The following is a 17,166-nucleotide window of genomic DNA, read 5'->3' as shown; positions in this document are numbered from 1 at the left end:
TCGCTGATTCATATTCTACGTGTGCTGTAGAAATTGTAATACCACGCTCTCTTTCTTCTGGAGCTGCATCAATCTGGTCATAAGCTTTTGCTGTACCACCAAATTTCTTCGCCATAATTGTGGTAATTGCCGCTGTTAATGTCGTCTTACCGTGGTCTACGTGACCAATTGTTCCCACATTAACGTGTGGCTTTTTACGTTCAAATTTTTCCTTCGCCATTTCAATAACCTCGTTAACTTTTATTGTTTCTTTATAATTGCTTCAGCAATGTTAGTTGGTGCTTCCGCGTACTTACTAAATTCCATAGTATATGTTGCTCTTCCTTGAGTCGCAGAACGTAAATCGGTCGAATAACCAAACATCTCTGCTAATGGAACCTCTGCTCGTACAATTTTTCCTGCTGGTGAATCTTCCATTCCTTGAACCAGACCACGTCGTCTGTTAAGGTCACCCATAACATCCCCCATGTAATCTTCAGGGGTTACGACTTCAACACTCATAATAGGTTCAAGTAATACAGGTTTAGCTTTTAATGCGCCTTGTTTGAAGCATTGAGAACCAGCAATTTTAAATGCCATTTCACTAGAATCCACTTCGTGGAATGAACCATCAAACAACGTGACTTTAACATCCACTACTGGATAACCAGCGATAACACCATTTTGCATCTGTTCTTGAACCCCTTTATCAACTGCTGGAATGTATTCTTTAGGAATAACACCACCAACGATTGCATTGATAAATTCATAACCATTTCCAGGTTCTTGAGGTTCAATTTTCAGCCAAACGTGACCGTATTGTCCACGTCCACCTGATTGCCTTACAAATTTGCCTTCCTGCTCCACAGATTGCTTTAGTGTTTCACGATAGGCAACTTGAGGCTTACCAACATTAGCTTCCACATTGAACTCACGTTTCATGCGGTCAACAATAATTTCTAGATGAAGTTCACCCATACCTTCAATAATAGTTTGTCCAGATTCTTCATCAGTATGAACTCTAAACGATGGGTCTTCTTGAGCTAATTTTCCAAGAGCAATGCCCATTTTTTCTTGGTCAGCTTTAGTTTTTGGTTCAACAGCAACTGCGATTACTGGATCTGGAAAGTCCATTCTTTCTAATATAACAACACTTTCTGTATCGCATAAAGTGTCACCAGTCATTACTGTTTTAAGTCCTACAGCTGCAGCAATATCACCAGCTCTTACTTCTTTAATTTCTTCACGTGAATTGGCATGCATCTGCAATAAACGTCCAATACGTTCTCTTTTTGCTTTCACTGAATTGTATACAGTATCACCACTCTTTAAGACACCCGAATAGGTTCTAAAATAAGTTAATGTACCAACAAACGGGTCAGTTGCAATTTTAAAAGCCAAAGCTGAAAATGGTGCATCATAGCTTGTCTTACGAGAAGCTGGCTCACCATCTTCATCAACTCCCTGCACATCTGGAATGTCAGTTGGAGAAGGTAAATATTCAATTACACCATCTAACACCGCTTGAACACCTTTGTTTTTAAAGGCTGAGCCGCAGAAAACAGGAACTATCTGGTTACTAATAGTCAATTGTCGTAATGCTTTCTTAATTTCTTCTTCGGTAAATTCTTTACCTTCAAGATATTTTTCCATCAGTTCTTCAGTTGCTTCTGCAGCAGCTTCAATAAGTAGAGCACGATATTCTTCACATTGCTCTATAAGATCATGTGGAACTTCTTTATATTGAAAGGTCATTCCTTTATTTTCTTCATCCCAATGAATGGCTTTCATCTTGATGAGATCAATAACCCCTTTAAATTCTTCTTCTGCACCAATGGGCAATTGAACAACGATAGGGTTTGAACCTAATCGTTGTTTAATTTGAGTCACAACACGCAAGAAGTTTGCGCCCATTCTATCCATCTTATTGACGAATACTATGCGAGGTACACCGTACTTATTTGCTTGACGCCAAACAGTTTCAGATTGTGGTTCTACTCCGGATACTGAGTCAAACACAACGACAGCGCCATCGAGCACACGAAGCGAGCGCTCCACTTCAATCATGAAGTCTACGTGTCCTGGAGTATCGATAATATTGATCCGATGAGGCTCAAACTGCTTATCCATACCAGCCCAGTAACACGTTGTTGCAGCTGAGGTAATAGTAATACCGCGCTCCTGCTCCTGAACCATCCAGTCCATTGTTGCAGCACCATCATGAACTTCACCAATTTTATGAGACATTCCAGTGTAGTACAGTACACGTTCTGTTGTTGTGGTTTTCCCAGCATCAACATGTGCTGCAATGCCAATGTTTCGGTATAGTTTTAGTGGAGTAGACACGGATTATCCTCTCTTTAGTTCCATCTAAAATGTGCAAACGCCTGGTTAGCTTTTGCCATCTTATGAGTATCTTCACGTTTTTTCACTGCGGAACCTTTACTTTCGTAGGCATCCATCAGTTCACCAGCCAAGCGTAACATCATACCCTTTTCACCACGAGTACGTGCAGCTTGAACAATCCAGCGCATACCTAGTGCAATACTACGATCAGTTCTCACTTCGACTGGAACCTGATATGTAGCACCACCGACTCGACGTGAGCGAACTTCAACACTTGGACGAACATTATCTAAAGCGTCTTCAAAGTAGCGAAGAACTGTTGCAGAACCACCTGTAGAACCTGATTCACCGTCTTCATCTGCTTTTTTAAGTTTCTTTACGCGCTCTTCCATAACTGATAAAGCACCGTAAATTATTTTTTCAGCAGTAGATTTCTTACCGCTAACCATTAATACGTTGATGAATTTTGCTAATAATTCACTATGATGTTTAGGATCTGGCAAAATTTCTCTTTTGGGGACTTCTCTTCTTCTAGGCATTTCAATTTCCTACAATCAGTTATTTTTTATCTTTTGGCTTTTTAGTACCATACTTTGAACGACCTTGTTTACGATCGTTAACACCTGATGTATCCAAACTACCTCTTACAGTGTGGTAACGCACACCAGGTAAGTCTTTAACACGACCACCTCTTATAAGAACAACAGAGTGTTCTTGGAGGTTATGGCCTTCTCCACCAATATATGATGAAACTTCAAATCCGTTCGTTAAACGTACACGAGCAACCTTACGCATAGCTGAGTTAGGTTTTTTAGGTGTAGTAGTGTAAACGCGTGTGCACACACCGCGTCGCTGTGGACATGACTCTAGTGCAGGTACGTTACTTTTCTTCTTTACGTCCACACGAGGCTTTCTTACTAACTGATTAATAGTAGCCATTTATACTTAACTCCGATCTGTCTCTTTTGATTATTTCGAATGCATAAGGAGGCCGGATTCTATATAGCAACGGCAGATTTGTCAAGTTTAATCTGCCGTTTTTCGAATCCGAACTAGTGTTCTTGATTGTCTGCGTTTAATGCTTCACTTAACGCATGTTCAACATCACTTGCAGTAACAGTATGCACTGGGTGCTCACCGGCTGCAGCCTTAGCTCTTTTTGCCTTACGGCCTTGATGATACGCATAGCCTGTTCCTGCCGGAATCAAGCGACCAACCATCACGTTTTCTTTTAAACCTCGTAAATCATCAACTTTACCACTTACAGCAGCTTCAGTTAGGACTCTTGTTGTTTCCTGGAACGATGCGGCAGAAATAAATGATTCAGTTGCCAAGGAAGCTTTGGTAATACCTAGTAATATAGGAGTACCACGAGCTATCTGCTTTTCTTCAGCAATCAGTTTGTCATTTTCTTGTAACAATACACTTTCTTCTACCTGTTCTCCTGCCAGGAATTTTGAATCACCAGCAAAAGTAATAACTCGTTTACGTAGCATTTGCCGTACGATTACCTCAATATGCTTGTCATTAATTTTTACACCTTGTAAACGGTATACATCTTGTACCTCATTTACGATGTAATTAGCTAATGCACCAACACCCAGTAAACGTAATATATCATGTGGATTGAGTGCACCTTCTGCGATAATTTCCCCGCGTTCAACATGCTCTCCCTCGAAGACGGAAATATGTCTCCACTTAGGTATCAATTCTTCATGGCATTGATCTTCAGAAACATTAATAATTAATCGTCTCTTGCCTTTCGTTTCTTTACCAAAGCTAACCATTCCTGAAACTTCAGCCATAACCGCTGAATCTTTAGGCTTACGTGCTTCAAACAAGTCAGCTACCCTAGGGAGACCCCCTGTAATATCACGTGTTTTAGAACGCTCTTGAGGAATACGCGCAATAACATCCCCAATACCCACATGGTTGCCATCTTCAAAATTAACAATCGCATCTACAGGCAGATAGTATTGAGCAGGGACATTAGTACCAGCAAGATAAATATCGTCTCCATTTTCAGCAACAAGTTTTACCATAGGACGTAAATCACGGCCTGCAGCGCTACGTTGTTTTGCATCGATAACTACAATATTACTTAAACCAGTTAGTTCATCGGTTTGTCGATTCATGGTAATACCATCAATTAAATCGACAAATTTCAGATGTCCAGTTACTTCAGAAATTACTGGGTGAGTATGGGGATCCCAAGTAGCAATAACTTGTCCCGCTTCTACAGGAGAATTATCTTGAACTGAGATTACAGCACCATAAGGTAACTTATAACGCTCACGCTCACGCCCGAATTCATCCACAATAGTTACTTCACCAGAACGTGATACTGCAACCAGATTTTTATTTTCATGAGTTACTGTTTTAATGTTATGTAAACGAATAAGCCCTTTCGTTTTAATCTGAATATTATTAGCCGCTGTTGCTCGAGATGCTGCTCCCCCAATATGGAAGGTACGCATTGTTAGCTGTGTTCCAGGCTCACCAATTGATTGGGCTGCAATGATACCTACAGCTTCACCCGTATTAACGAGGTGACCTCTTGCCAAGTCACGGCCATAGCACTTCGCACATAGTCCAAAGCGAGTTTGGCAAGTAATCGGTGAACGAACCATAATTTGGTCCACACCCTGTTTTTCCAGCTTTTCAACCCACTCTTCGTCTAATAATGTACCTGAGGTTACTACTGGCTCACTCTGATTAGGAATATAAACATCGGCTGCAACTACTCGTCCCAATACACGTTCATGTAAAGGTTCTACGATATCACCACCTTCAATCAGCGGTTGCATTAAAATACCAGTATCAACGCCACAATCGTCTTCAGTGATGACCACATCTTGAGCCACATCAACTAAGCGTCGTGTTAAGTAACCCGAGTTAGCAGTTTTTAACGCGGTATCTGCCAATCCTTTTCGAGCACCGTGGGTCGAAATAAAGTATTGGAATACGTTTAACCCTTCACGGAAGTTTGCAGTAATAGGTGTTTCAATAATTGAACCATCCGGTGCGGCCATCAATCCACGCATACCAGCAAGCTGTCTAATTTGCGCCGCAGAACCCCGCGCGCCTGAATCAGCCATCATAAAGATTGGGTTGAATGACTCTTGTCTTACTTTCTTGCCTTTTGCATCCAGGGTCTCTTCAGTTGCTATTTTAGTCATCATTGACTTAGCAACTAATTCGTTAGTTCTGGACCAGATATCAATTACTTTATTATAACGCTCACCATTAGTGACTAAACCTGAACGGAATTGTGATTCAATTTCTCGAACCTCATTATCTGCATGTTCAATAATGCTGGCTTTATCATCAGGTATTTCCATATCTTCAATACCTATTGATACGCCTGAACGTGTTGCATACTTAAAGCCGGTGTACATCAACTTATCAGCAAAAATTACAGTTTCTTTTAAACCAAAATTTCGGTAGCAGCTGTCAATAACCTTAGAAATAACTTTCTTAGTCATCGTACGGTTTATCGTTGCAAAACTCATGCCTTTCGGTAATACCTCAGCAAGAATTGCGCGACCTACAGTTGTTTCTACTAAATGATGTCCAGCCTCGTCTTCTTTAGGCATACGAATTTTAATTTTCGCGTGGATATCAAGGTGTCCAGATTCATAAAAGTTCTGCGCTTCTTGAGCACTAACAAAAATTTTACCTTCACCTAAAGCATTAACTTTTTCGCGAGTTAAATAGTACAAGCCCAGTACAACGTCCTGGCTAGGAACGATAATTGGTTCACCACTTGCAGGTGATAAAATATTGTTGGTGGACATCATTAAGGAGCGAGCTTCTAACTGCGCCTCTAAAGTCAATGGCACGTGTACCGCCATTTGGTCACCATCAAAGTCAGCATTGTATGCGGTACAGACTAAAGGATGAAGTTGTATCGCCTTACCTTCAATCAATACTGGTTCAAAAGCCTGAATACCCAATCGGTGTAATGTTGGAGCACGGTTTAATAGAATAGGATGTTCGCGAATTACATCATCCAGAATATCCCAAACTACCGACTCTTCACGCTCAACCATTTTCTTGGCAGCTTTGATTGTTGTAGCTAAACCTCGAAACTCTAGTTTACTGAATATAAATGGTTTAAAGAGTTCTAGAGCCATTTTCTTGGGAAGACCACACTGATGCAGCTTTAAAGTTGGACCAACCACGATCACTGAACGACCTGAATAGTCAACACGCTTACCTAGCAGGTTTTGACGGAAACGACCTTGTTTCCCTTTAATCATATCTGCTAAAGACTTGAGTGGTCTCTTATTCGTACCCGTAATCGCACGACCACGACGGCCGTTATCCAGCAGAGCATCAACTGACTCTTGTAACATTCTCTTTTCGTTGCGCACAATAATATCAGGCGCATTCAGATCTAAAAGTCGCTTCAAACGATTGTTTCGGTTAATAACACGACGATACAAGTCATTCAGATCGGATGTAGCAAAACGTCCACCATCTAATGGAACCAATGGTCTTAAATCAGGTGGTAGAACTGGTAATACATCCATAATCATCCACTCTGGCTTGTTACCCGAATCATAAAAAGCTTCAAGCAGTTTTAATCGTTTAGTGATTTTTTTAATTTTTGTTTCTGAACTGGTAGTCGGCAATTCTTCACGTAAGTTTTTGATTTCTTCTTCTAAATCGACTTGACGCAGTAAATCACGAATTGCTTCAGCACCCATACGCGCATCAAATTCATCACCATATTGTTCCATTGCATCAAGATAGACTTCATCATTGAGCAATTGACCTCGTTCAAGTTCAGTCATTCCTGGGTCAACGACAACAAATGCTTCAAAATAAAGAACACGTTCAATGTCCCTTAATGTCATATCGAGTAATAAACCAATTCTGGAAGGTAATGACTTTAAGAACCAGATATGTGCAACTGGACTTGCAAGCTCAATGTGTCCCATACGTTCACGGCGTACTTTAGCCAACGCAAGTTCAACACCACATTTTTCACAAATAACGCCGCGGTGTTTGAGTCGTTTGTACTTACCACATAAGCACTCGTAATCTTTTACTGGGCCAAAAGTTTTAGCGCAGAATAAACCATCTCGTTCAGGTTTAAATGTACGATAATTTATTGTTTCTGGTTTTTTTACTTCACCATATGACCAAGAGCGAATTAATTCAGGAGAAGCTAATGCAATTTTAATTGCATCGAATTCTTCGCTTTGTCCTTGTTGTTTCAGGATGCCAAGCAAGTCGCTCATCACAGGAGCTTTTCTCATTGGTTCATTCATTGGATCGTCGTTTAGAGTACTCAAGTCTATGCCTCCAAAAATTTGTTAATCAGTATTTAACGCTGAAAAATTAATCGTGTTCGAGTTCGATATCTATTCCCAATGCACGGATTTCTTTCAACAATACATTGAAAGACTCAGGCATTCCTGGGTCCATACGATGATCGCCATCGACAATATTTTTGTAGATCTTTGTTCTACCGCCAACGTCATCTGATTTCACAGTCAACATTTCCTGTAATGTATAAGCTGCACCATAAGCTTCGAGAGCCCATACCTCCATCTCCCCGAAGCGTTGTCCCCCAAACTGTGCTTTACCACCTAGTGGTTGTTGTGTTACTAGGCTGTATGAGCCAGTTGAGCGAGCATGCATCTTATCATCAACTAAATGGTTTAGTTTCAACATGTACATGTAGCCCACAGTTACTGGGTTATCAAATTTGCTTCCAGTTCTACCATCAATCAAGAAAGTTTTACCATCAGAAGACAAATCAGCCAGCTGCAGCATACTTTTTATTTCTTCTTCAGAGGCACCATCAAACACAGGTGTTGCCATAGGTACACCTGCACGCAGATTATCTGCCAATCTAAGTATCTCTTCGTCATTCAGAGAATCCAACTGTACTCGTTGAACGCCGTCATGATTGTATATCTTATATAAGAAGGATTTTATTTCAGATGCATTTTGTTTTGAGTCCAACATTTGTGCAATCTTATTACCTAAACCTTTAGCAGCTAAACCAAGATGAGTTTCCAGTACTTGTCCGATGTTCATACGTGAAGGTACGCCCAATGGATTAAGAACGATATCTACTGCTGTTCCATCTTCCATATGTGGCATATCTTCAACAGGAACCACAATAGAGATAACCCCTTTGTTTCCATGTCGACCAGCCATCTTATCACCGGGTTGAATTCGTCTTTTTACAGCAAGATATACTTTAACAATTTTTAAAACGCCTGGAGCTAGATCATCGCCTTGAATTATTTTCTTACGACTGTCATTAAAGCGTTTTTCCATCTCTTTAGACAACATTTCAAGCTGTTTTGAAAGTTGTTCTAATTGCTGGCTTATCACATCGTTCTCAAGACGGATATCAAACCATTTATCTCTACCTATATTATCCAGGTATTCTTGATTAATTTTGGAACCTGGTTTCAGATTTCCTGGGCCACCTGTAGCTACTTTATCAAGAATGATGTTTGCTACACGATGATAGATATCTTCTTCCCGGATACGTCGTTCATCAACTAGGTCTTTACGTACTCGTGCTAGATGTTCTTCTTCAATGCTTTTTGCACGTGCATCTTTTTCTAAACCATCACGTGTGAATACCTGTACATCAATAACAGTACCATTCATTCCAGATGGAACACGAAGCGAAGAGTCTTTAACATCAGAAGCCTTTTCACCGAAAATAGCGCGTAATAATTTCTCTTCCGGTGTAAGTTGTGTTTCACCTTTAGGTGTAACTTTTCCAACTAAAATATCACCGGCTTTAACTTCTGCACCAATAAACACCACTCCAGACTCATCAAGGTTAGAAAGTGCTGACTCACCAACATTTGGAATATCTGCAGTGATTTCCTCAGTACCTAATTTAGTATCACGGGCAATACATGTTAATTCTTCTATATGAATCGTAGTGAATCGGTCATCTTGTACAATACGTTCAGATATAAGTATAGAGTCCTCAAAGTTATATCCATTCCAAGGCATAAAAGCGACTAGCAAATTTTGACCCAATGCCAGTTCACCCATATCTGTACAAGGGCCATCTGCTAAGATGTCTCCTCTTTGGATGATATCTCCAGTATTAACTATTGGACGTTGGTTAATACATGTATCCTGATTTGAACGGAAGTACTTCGTGAGATTGTAAATATCAACCCCAGTTTCACCTGCTGTAGTCTCATCATCATTCACACGGACAACGATACGTGATGCGTCAACAAGATCAATAACTCCACCACGTTTTGCAACTACAGAAACACCTGAATCAGACGCAACGATACGCTCCATACCTGTACCTACAAGAGGTTTTTCTGAACGTAAAGTAGGTACTGCCTGCCGTTGCATGTTTGATCCCATCAAGGCACGGTTCGCATCATCATGCTCCAAGAAAGGAATTAGTGAAGCAGCTACAGATACGATTTGTTTTGGAGAAATATCCATGTAGTTTATATTATCCGGCGTAGTTAATGAGAACTCATTTTGATGTCTACAAGGAACCAAATCTGCAAGGATGTTTCCATCTTTATCAAGAGCTACACTTGATTGCGCGATATACTGATCTACTTCTTCAATAGCAGATAGATATTCAATTTCATCCGTTACCCGACCATTAACTACCTTACGGCATGGAGTTTCAATAAATCCATAATCATTTGTTCTGGCATAAACAGACAATGAGTTAATCAAACCAATGTTTGGACCTTCAGGAGTTTCAATAGGACAAACACGACCATAGTGTGTTGTATGTACGTCACGAACCTCAAATCCTGCACGTTCTCGTGTTAAACCACCTGGGCCTAATGCAGAAACCCTTCTTTTATGGGTAACACCAGATAATGGGTTAACCTGATCCATAAATTGTGATAATTGGCTTGAACCAAAAAACTCTTTAATAGCAGCAGAAACCGGTTTGGCATTAATTAAATCTTGTGGCATAAGATTTTCAGATTCAACCAGACTCAACCGCTCTTTTACCGCTCTTTCAACACGTACAAGGCCGACTCTGAATTGGTTTTCAGTCATTTCACCAACGCTTCGAACACGTCGATTACCAAGGTGGTCAATATCATCAACCATGCCAATACCATTTCTAATGTCGATCAGTGTCGTGATCACGGCCATTATATCTTCTTTAGTCAGAGTGCCTGGACCATCATCATTTTTTCTTCCAACTCGTCGATTAAATTTCATTCTTCCGACAGCAGATAAATCATATCGCTCATCAACAAAAAATAAATTTTTAAATAAGGCTTCAGCAGCTTCTTTAGTCGGTGGTTCACCGGGGCGCATCATACGATAAATTTCAACAAGTGCCTCAAGTTGACTTGAGGTTGGATCAATTTTCAATGTATCGGATATATAAGAACCATGATCCAGATCATTTGTATAAATCATGTCAAATTCATGGATTCCATTAGTAGCCATCACATCAAGCAACTCATCAGTTACTTCCTCATTTGCCTGAGCAATAAACTCTCCAGTAGAAGTGTCTATTATATTTTTAGCTAAGGTCTTTCCTATCAAATAGTCACGTGGCACGATCAGATCTTTCATCTGCGATTTTTCCATTTGCTTGATATGGCGTGCGGTGATTCTTCTACCTTGTTCTACAATAAGCTCCCCTGTTTCAGGAACATGAATATCAAATGAAGCAATTTCACCTCTTAATCTTTGAGGAATAAGATCAATATGATATTCACCATTCTTCAGATGACAGCTTGTCATTTCAAAAAATTCATTAAGGATATCTTCTGTTTCATATCCTAAAGCTCTTAATAGAATACTAACAGGTAGTTTACGTCTTCTATCAATTCGAACATAAACACAATCTTTCGGGTCAAATTCAAAATCCAACCAAGAACCACGGTAGGGTATAATGCGTGCAGAATATAATAACTTACCAGATGAGTGAGTTTTACCTTTATCATGTTCAAATATAACACCAGGAGAACGATGTAATTGAGAAACAACAACTCTTTCGGTACCATTTACTACAAAAGTACCAACGTCAGTCATTAAAGGTATCTCTCCCATAAAAACATCTTGTTCTCTAATATCTTTGATTGGCTTAGGATCTTCGCTTGCATCTTTATCAAGAACAACAAGTCTAATTTTAACCCTTAGTGGCGCAGAATAAGTTAAGCCTCTTAATTTGCATTCACGGACGTCAAATGCTGGCTCACCTAATTTATAGCCAACATATTCTAATCGTGCATTGCCAGAAAAGCTTTCAATGGGGAATACAGAAGAAAATGCAGCATGCAATCCTGTATTAAAATGTTCATTTGACTTGCTATCAGCCTGAAGAAAATCCCTATAGGATTTAAGTTGAATTTCAAGCAGATTTGGTATTGCCATTTTATCGGCCTGACTACCAAAGCTTTTGCGAAATCGTTTTTTCTCAGCATGCGAATATTGAGGTTTAGCTTCTGCAACGGCCATGGTGTTTCCTCTGTAAATTATTGATGACTTCAAACACGTAAACCCAGCCATGAAACCATGGCTGGGTCCTATCTCACTGACATAACTTTATTATTTAACTTCTACTGAAGCACCAGCTTCTTCAAGTTCTTTCTTGATGTTAGCAGCTTCTTCTTTAGATACACCTTCTTTAATTGTTGAAGGAGCACCTTCTACTAAATCTTTAGCTTCTTTCAAGCCAAGACCAGTAATACCACGAACTGCTTTAATAACGTTTACTTTGTTTGCACCGAAACTGGTCATAACAACTGTAAACTCAGTTTGCTCTTCAGCAGCGGCAGCAGCACCACCAGCAGCTGGGGCAGCAACAGCTACAGCTGCAGCGGCAGCAGAAACATTGAATTTCTCTTCCATTGCTTCGATTAATTCAACAACTTCCATAACAGACATATTTGCTATGGTTTCTAAAATATCATTTTTTGACACAGCCATTACTAGCTCCTGATTTAAAATTAATTTAATGATTAAATGATTTAACCTGCTTTCTTATCTTTCACCGCTGCTAAGGTTCTTACTAATTTAGCATGTGGCTCAGCAAGAGTTCTGACGAATTTCTCAATTGGCGCCTTCATCACGTACATCAACTTAGAAATCGCTTCATCACGAGTTGGTAAGCTAGCAACAGCATCAATTTGATCTGCTTTATAAACTTTTCCACCTACAGATAATGCTTTAATTTCAAGTTTTTCAAATGTCTTAGTGAAATCTTTAAGTAGTCGTGCAGCATCACTAGGTGCTTCCAGTGATAATGCAATGAACAACGGGCCAACAAGCAAGTCATTCAAACATTCAAACTCAGTATTTTTAAAAGCTCTTCTTGTTAAAGTATTTCTTACAACACGAAGATAAACACCGGATTTGCGTGCTTCACTACGTAAATGCGTCATTTGATTAACGGTTAAACCACGATAATCAGCAACTACTGCCGAAATAGCCTTTGAGGCGACCGCAGTCACTTCTTCAACAACAGCTTTTTTTTCAGCTAAATTTAATGTCACGTTACTGACCTCCTAATGTATACAAATCGCAAGGATTTGCCAGTTATGGTGGCCGTCTCAATTGTTAAATTGGAGCCGGTTCACCGTCTGCGCAGGAAATTAAGCGTTAGCACCTGCGGTCTTCGACGGCATGGAACCAAATCTATGCCGTGAATTCCTAAAAAATGGGTGGTTATCTTACACAGGTATTGATGAAATATCAATAGCTATACCAGGTCCCATTGTTGTAGATAAAGATATTTTCTTTAAATACTGACCTTTAGATGAAGTCGGCTTCGCCTTTTTTAAGTCAGTAATCAAAGCAACAATATTTTCGATGATGTCTTCGACAGTAAAATCTACTTTCCCAACTGTACAGTGAATAATGCCATTCTTATCAGTCCTATATCGTACCTGACCAGATTTTGCATCTTTAACCGCTGCTTCAACATTGGTAGTAACAGTTCCAACTTTTGGGTTTGGCATTAAGCCTCTCGGACCTAAAACTTGGCCTAGCTGACCTACAATACGCATTGCATCAGGTGTGGCAATAACAACATCAAAGTCCATTGCGCCGCCTTTAATTTTATCAGCTAAATCCTCAAATCCTACAATATCAGCACCAGCATCTTTGGCTTTGCTCGCATTTTCACCTTGTGCAAATACCGCTACGCGTACTACTTTTCCAGTACCTTTAGGTAAATTAGTTGATGAACGAACTACTTGATCTGATTTACGAGGATCAACACCCAAGTTAACACTTATATCTAAGCTTTCGCGAAATTTAGCTGAAGCAAATTGTTTTAAAAGGTTAATTGCTTCACTAGCACTGTATAAATGATTAGGTTTAACTGTCTCTAAAATCTTTTTTTGTTTCTTAGATACTCTAGCCATGGCAACCCCCTTATTCTAAACCTTCAACGTCAATACCCATACTGCGCGCAGTACCTGCAATACTTCTCACTGCTGCTGCTAAGCTTGCTGCAGTTAAATCAGGTTCCTTAATCTTCGCAATTTCTTCAAGCTGCTTGACGTTAAGTTTTGCCACTTTTTTCGTGTTGGGTGTACCACTTCCACTTTGAATACCAGCAGCTTTTTTCAGCAGAACTGAAGCAGGTGGTGTTTTAGTAATAAAGGTGAAGCTACGATCACTGTATACAGTAATTACGACTGGAGTAGGTAATCCTTGCTCCATTTGTTGTGTAGCGGCGTTAAATGCTTTACAAAATTCCATAATGTTAACACCGCGTTGACCCAAAGCTGGGCCGACTGGTGGACTTGGATTTGCTTTACCAGCAGGAATTTGTAACTTAATATATGCTTCTACTTTTTTTGCCATGTTTACTCCTTATGGGTCATGCGCTGAATATTCAAAGAATGTAAAACGTTCTTTATTATCTTCAGCTCCCCTTTTACACAAAATAGCCCTGAATAACTCTTATCAAACTTTAGTGTTTAGAAAAGATTTATCAGGGCGCCTTAGCGAACTAAGTTTTCTCTACTTGACTAAATTCAAGTTCTACCGGAGTAGAGCGTCCAAAAATTAACACCGCTACTCTTAATCTGTTTTTCTCATAGTTGACTTCTTCAACTACTCCATTAAAGTCAACAAAAGGTCCTTCCTTGACTCGAACAACTTCGCCGGGTTCAAAGAGAATTTTTGGTCTTGGTTTAGTAACACCATCTTCAACGCGTTGCATAATCGCACGAGCTTCTTTATCAGTAATAGGAGTGGGCGTCTGGCTAGTTCCGCCAATAAAACCCAAAACTCTTGGTATCGCTCTTATCATATGCCATGTTTGATCATCCATAACCATGTTTACTAGAACATAGCCAGGAAAAAATTTACGCGTACTCTTACGCTTTTGCCCCGAACGCATTTCAACAACTTCTTCTGAAGGGACAACAACTTCACCAATTTTATCTTCTAAATTATGGTGCTGTGCACGAGATTTAATTTCGCGCATAACGAAATTTTCATAACCTGAATACGCATGTACAACGTACCATTGTTTCGATTTGTGCTCTTCCACCGAATTCACCCCAAATGCGTTATTTTAGCAATTGCCCACATCATCACTGAATCAACTCCCCAGAGTATAAATCCAGTTACTGCAACCATAACGATTACAATAGTTGTTGTTTGTACTGTTTCTTGGCGAGTAGGCCAAACGACTTTTAACAATTCAACTTTTGATTCTTGGGCAAATTTAAATACTTGCTTGCCTGCAGATGTCATGTAGGCAAAGAATAAAGTCAATAATAACCATATAAGCCATATTATCGACTGAATGGGACCTGAAAAAGTATAGTAATATGTACAAAAAAATGCCACTGCGGTGATAATAACCACAGACATCCATGATAGTAAATCTTTAGTATTACTTTGATTTTCGTTCGAACTTTTCATATTCACTTGTAAGTTGGCAGGCCAGGAGGGAATCGAACCCCCAACCTGCGGTTTTGGAGACCGCCACTCTGCCAATTGAGCTACTGGCCTAAATTAATTGGCATGAAATATTTTATTTCATGCCAACAAAATTTAACACTATTACTCGATGATTTTCGCAACAACACCGGCGCCAACAGTACGGCCACCTTCCCGAATTGCGAAACGTAAACCTTCGTCCATTGCAATAGGTGCATGCAGGTTAATAGTCAATTGTACGTTATCACCTGGCATTACCATTTCTACTCCAGATGGGAGGTCACAAGTACCTGTCACGTCTGTCGTTCTGAAATAAAACTGAGGTCTGTATCCATTAAAAAATGGCGTATGACGTCCACCTTCTTCTTTTGATAAGACGTATACTTCTGCCTCAAACTTTGTGTGCGGCTTAATTGTGCCTGGCTTCGCGAGTACTTGGCCACGCTCAACTTCATCACGCTTCGTACCGCGTAACAATACTCCAACGTTATCTCCAGCGCGTCCTTCGTCCAACAACTTACGGAACATCTCAACGCCTGTACATGTGGTTTTTTGAGTGTCGCGTATTCCAACAATCTCAATTTCTTCACCCACTTTAACAATCCCGCTTTCTACACGTCCGGTTACTACCGTGCCACGTCCAGAAATTGAGAATACGTCTTCGATTGGCAATAAGAATGCTTTATCAATGTTACGTACTGGCTCAGGTATGTATGAGTCCATCGTCTCAACCAACTTCTCAATCGCCTTAACACCGATATCGCTTTCATCACCTTCCAACGCTTTCAGCGCTGAACCAACAACAATAGGTATCTCATCGCCAGGGAAATCATAACTGCTTAACAGATCACGTACTTCCATCTCTACCAATTCCAGCAACTCTGGATCATCAACCATATCTGCTTTGTTCATAAACACAACAATATATGGAACACCTACTTGGCGTGATAACAGAATATGTTCTCTAGTTTGTGGCATAGGACCATCCGCAGCGGATACCACAAGTATCGCCCCGTCCATTTGCGCCGCACCAGTAATCATGTTCTTAACATAGTCAGCATGTCCTGGGCAATCTACGTGCGCATAGTGTCTGTTCGCTGATTCATATTCTACGTGTGCTGTAGAAATTGTAATACCACGCTCTCTTTCTTCTGGAGCTGCATCAATCTGGTCATAGGCTTTTGCTGTACCACCAAACTTCTTCGCCATAATTGTGGTAATTGCCGCTGTTAATGTCGTCTTACCGTGATCTACGTGACCAATTGTTCCCACATTAACGTGTGGCTTTTTACGTTCAAATTTTTCCTTCGCCATTGGAAAGTCTCCCCCATTGCTAATTGACATTATGGTGCCCACAACTGGACTCGAACCAACGACCTCTTCCTTACCAAGGAAGTGCTCTACCGCCTGAGCTATGTGGGCTTATATTAGCTTGCTGATTCAAACGAACAAGCAAATATTTCTAATTTATAAATTTGGAGCGGGTGATGGGAATCGAACCCACGCTATCAGCTTGGAAGGCTGAAGTTCTACCATTGAACTACACCCGCTTTTATCCTTTCTTTTAACTGGTGGAGGGGGAAGGATTCGAACCTTCGAAGGCAGAGCCGTCAGATTTACAGTCTGATCCCTTTGACCGCTCGGGAACCCCTCCAAAAAGAACGTTATTGTCTTTTAAGATGAATAGAATGTCAACATTTTGTTAACGGCCAACCTAATAAGATGGTGCTGGCACCAGGAATCGAACCCGGGACCTACTGATTACAAGTCAGTTGCTCTACCAACTGAGCTACGCCAGCATATACGCTTTGCCCATTTTTAACAGGACTTTTTTGTGATATTTAATATTAACTACCACTTAATAAAACCCTGGCGATGACCTACTTTCACATGAGGAAACCTCACACTATCATTGGCGCGGGTTCGTTTCACTTCTGAGTT

General features: G+C 40.3%; 13 protein-coding genes and 5 tRNA genes. All 18 read right to left on the bottom strand.

The features are described 5' to 3' along the window. The coding region (locus tag Lstg_RS13050) for a GTP-binding protein (protein WP_238585431.1) at nucleotides 1-220 on the bottom strand (220 nt) is incomplete at its 3' end. A gap of 20 nt (nucleotides 221-240) precedes the next feature. Further along, nucleotides 241-2,325, bottom strand: a complete 2,085-nt coding sequence (gene fusA, locus Lstg_RS13045; RefSeq protein ID WP_058478118.1) for an elongation factor G — start codon at nucleotides 2,323-2,325, stop codon at nucleotides 241-243. Nucleotides 2,326-2,339: 14 nt separating this feature from the next. Beyond that, nucleotides 2,340-2,864 carry a 30S ribosomal protein S7 gene (gene rpsG, locus Lstg_RS13040; RefSeq protein WP_058478117.1) on the bottom strand — a complete coding sequence of 175 codons (525 nt, stop codon included), beginning with the start codon at nucleotides 2,862-2,864 and terminating at the stop codon, nucleotides 2,340-2,342. A gap of 19 nt (nucleotides 2,865-2,883) precedes the next feature. After that, nucleotides 2,884-3,264: a 30S ribosomal protein S12 gene (gene rpsL / locus Lstg_RS13035; protein ID WP_010654837.1), complete on the bottom strand. Its 381-nt coding sequence runs from the start codon at nucleotides 3,262-3,264 to the stop codon at nucleotides 2,884-2,886. Nucleotides 3,265-3,377: 113 nt separating this feature from the next. Then, a complete protein-coding gene (gene rpoC, locus Lstg_RS13030) occupies nucleotides 3,378-7,574 on the bottom strand; it encodes a DNA-directed RNA polymerase subunit beta' (protein ID WP_058478186.1) in 4,197 nt (1,398 codons plus the stop codon). A gap of 100 nt (nucleotides 7,575-7,674) precedes the next feature. Next, entirely contained in the window at nucleotides 7,675-11,781 is a 4,107-nt protein-coding gene (gene rpoB, locus Lstg_RS13025) for a DNA-directed RNA polymerase subunit beta (RefSeq protein ID WP_058478116.1), read from the bottom strand. 90 nt (nucleotides 11,782-11,871) lie between these two features. Next, the gene (gene rplL / locus Lstg_RS13020; RefSeq protein WP_058478115.1) at nucleotides 11,872-12,252 is read right to left on the bottom strand and encodes a 50S ribosomal protein L7/L12; all 381 of its coding nucleotides are present in this window, start codon (nucleotides 12,250-12,252) and stop codon (nucleotides 11,872-11,874) included. A 41-nt stretch (nucleotides 12,253-12,293) separates the two neighbouring features. After that, nucleotides 12,294-12,818, bottom strand: a complete 525-nt coding sequence (rplJ, locus tag Lstg_RS13015; RefSeq protein WP_058478114.1) for a 50S ribosomal protein L10 — start codon at nucleotides 12,816-12,818, stop codon at nucleotides 12,294-12,296. 177 nt (nucleotides 12,819-12,995) lie between these two features. Next, complete coding sequence (rplA, locus tag Lstg_RS13010) at nucleotides 12,996-13,691, bottom strand: 50S ribosomal protein L1 (protein ID WP_058478113.1); 696 nt, start codon at nucleotides 13,689-13,691, stop codon at nucleotides 12,996-12,998. Nucleotides 13,692-13,701: 10 nt separating this feature from the next. Next, nucleotides 13,702-14,136 (bottom strand): 50S ribosomal protein L11, encoded by a 435-nt coding sequence (gene rplK, locus Lstg_RS13005; protein ID WP_010654844.1) that lies wholly within the window; start codon nucleotides 14,134-14,136, stop codon nucleotides 13,702-13,704. Nucleotides 14,137-14,284: 148 nt separating this feature from the next. Continuing rightward, the gene (nusG, locus tag Lstg_RS13000) at nucleotides 14,285-14,830 is read right to left on the bottom strand and encodes a transcription termination/antitermination protein NusG (RefSeq protein ID WP_028381771.1); all 546 of its coding nucleotides are present in this window, start codon (nucleotides 14,828-14,830) and stop codon (nucleotides 14,285-14,287) included. A gap of 5 nt (nucleotides 14,831-14,835) precedes the next feature. Beyond that, the gene (gene secE / locus Lstg_RS12995; protein WP_058478112.1) at nucleotides 14,836-15,207 is read right to left on the bottom strand and encodes a preprotein translocase subunit SecE; all 372 of its coding nucleotides are present in this window, start codon (nucleotides 15,205-15,207) and stop codon (nucleotides 14,836-14,838) included. 14 nt (nucleotides 15,208-15,221) lie between these two features. Next, nucleotides 15,222-15,297, bottom strand: a tRNA-Trp gene (locus Lstg_RS12990). 51 nt (nucleotides 15,298-15,348) lie between these two features. Continuing rightward, the gene (gene tuf, locus Lstg_RS12985) at nucleotides 15,349-16,539 is read right to left on the bottom strand and encodes an elongation factor Tu (protein WP_058478185.1); all 1,191 of its coding nucleotides are present in this window, start codon (nucleotides 16,537-16,539) and stop codon (nucleotides 15,349-15,351) included. A 32-nt stretch (nucleotides 16,540-16,571) separates the two neighbouring features. Then, nucleotides 16,572-16,647: transfer RNA gene (locus Lstg_RS12980), tRNA-Thr, on the bottom strand. Nucleotides 16,648-16,701: 54 nt separating this feature from the next. Continuing rightward, a tRNA-Gly gene (locus Lstg_RS12975) sits at nucleotides 16,702-16,775 on the bottom strand. Between the two features lie 19 nt (nucleotides 16,776-16,794). Beyond that, nucleotides 16,795-16,879 (bottom strand) — tRNA-Tyr (locus tag Lstg_RS12970). A gap of 69 nt (nucleotides 16,880-16,948) precedes the next feature. Next, nucleotides 16,949-17,024 (bottom strand) — tRNA-Thr (locus tag Lstg_RS12965). Between the last annotated feature and the right edge of the window lie 142 nt (nucleotides 17,025-17,166).

It is taken from the genome of Legionella steigerwaltii (genome assembly GCF_001468065.1).
Taxonomy (GTDB): Bacteria; Pseudomonadota; Gammaproteobacteria; order Legionellales; family Legionellaceae; genus Legionella; species Legionella steigerwaltii.
This window is presented reverse-complemented; position numbering and strand designations above follow the sequence as displayed.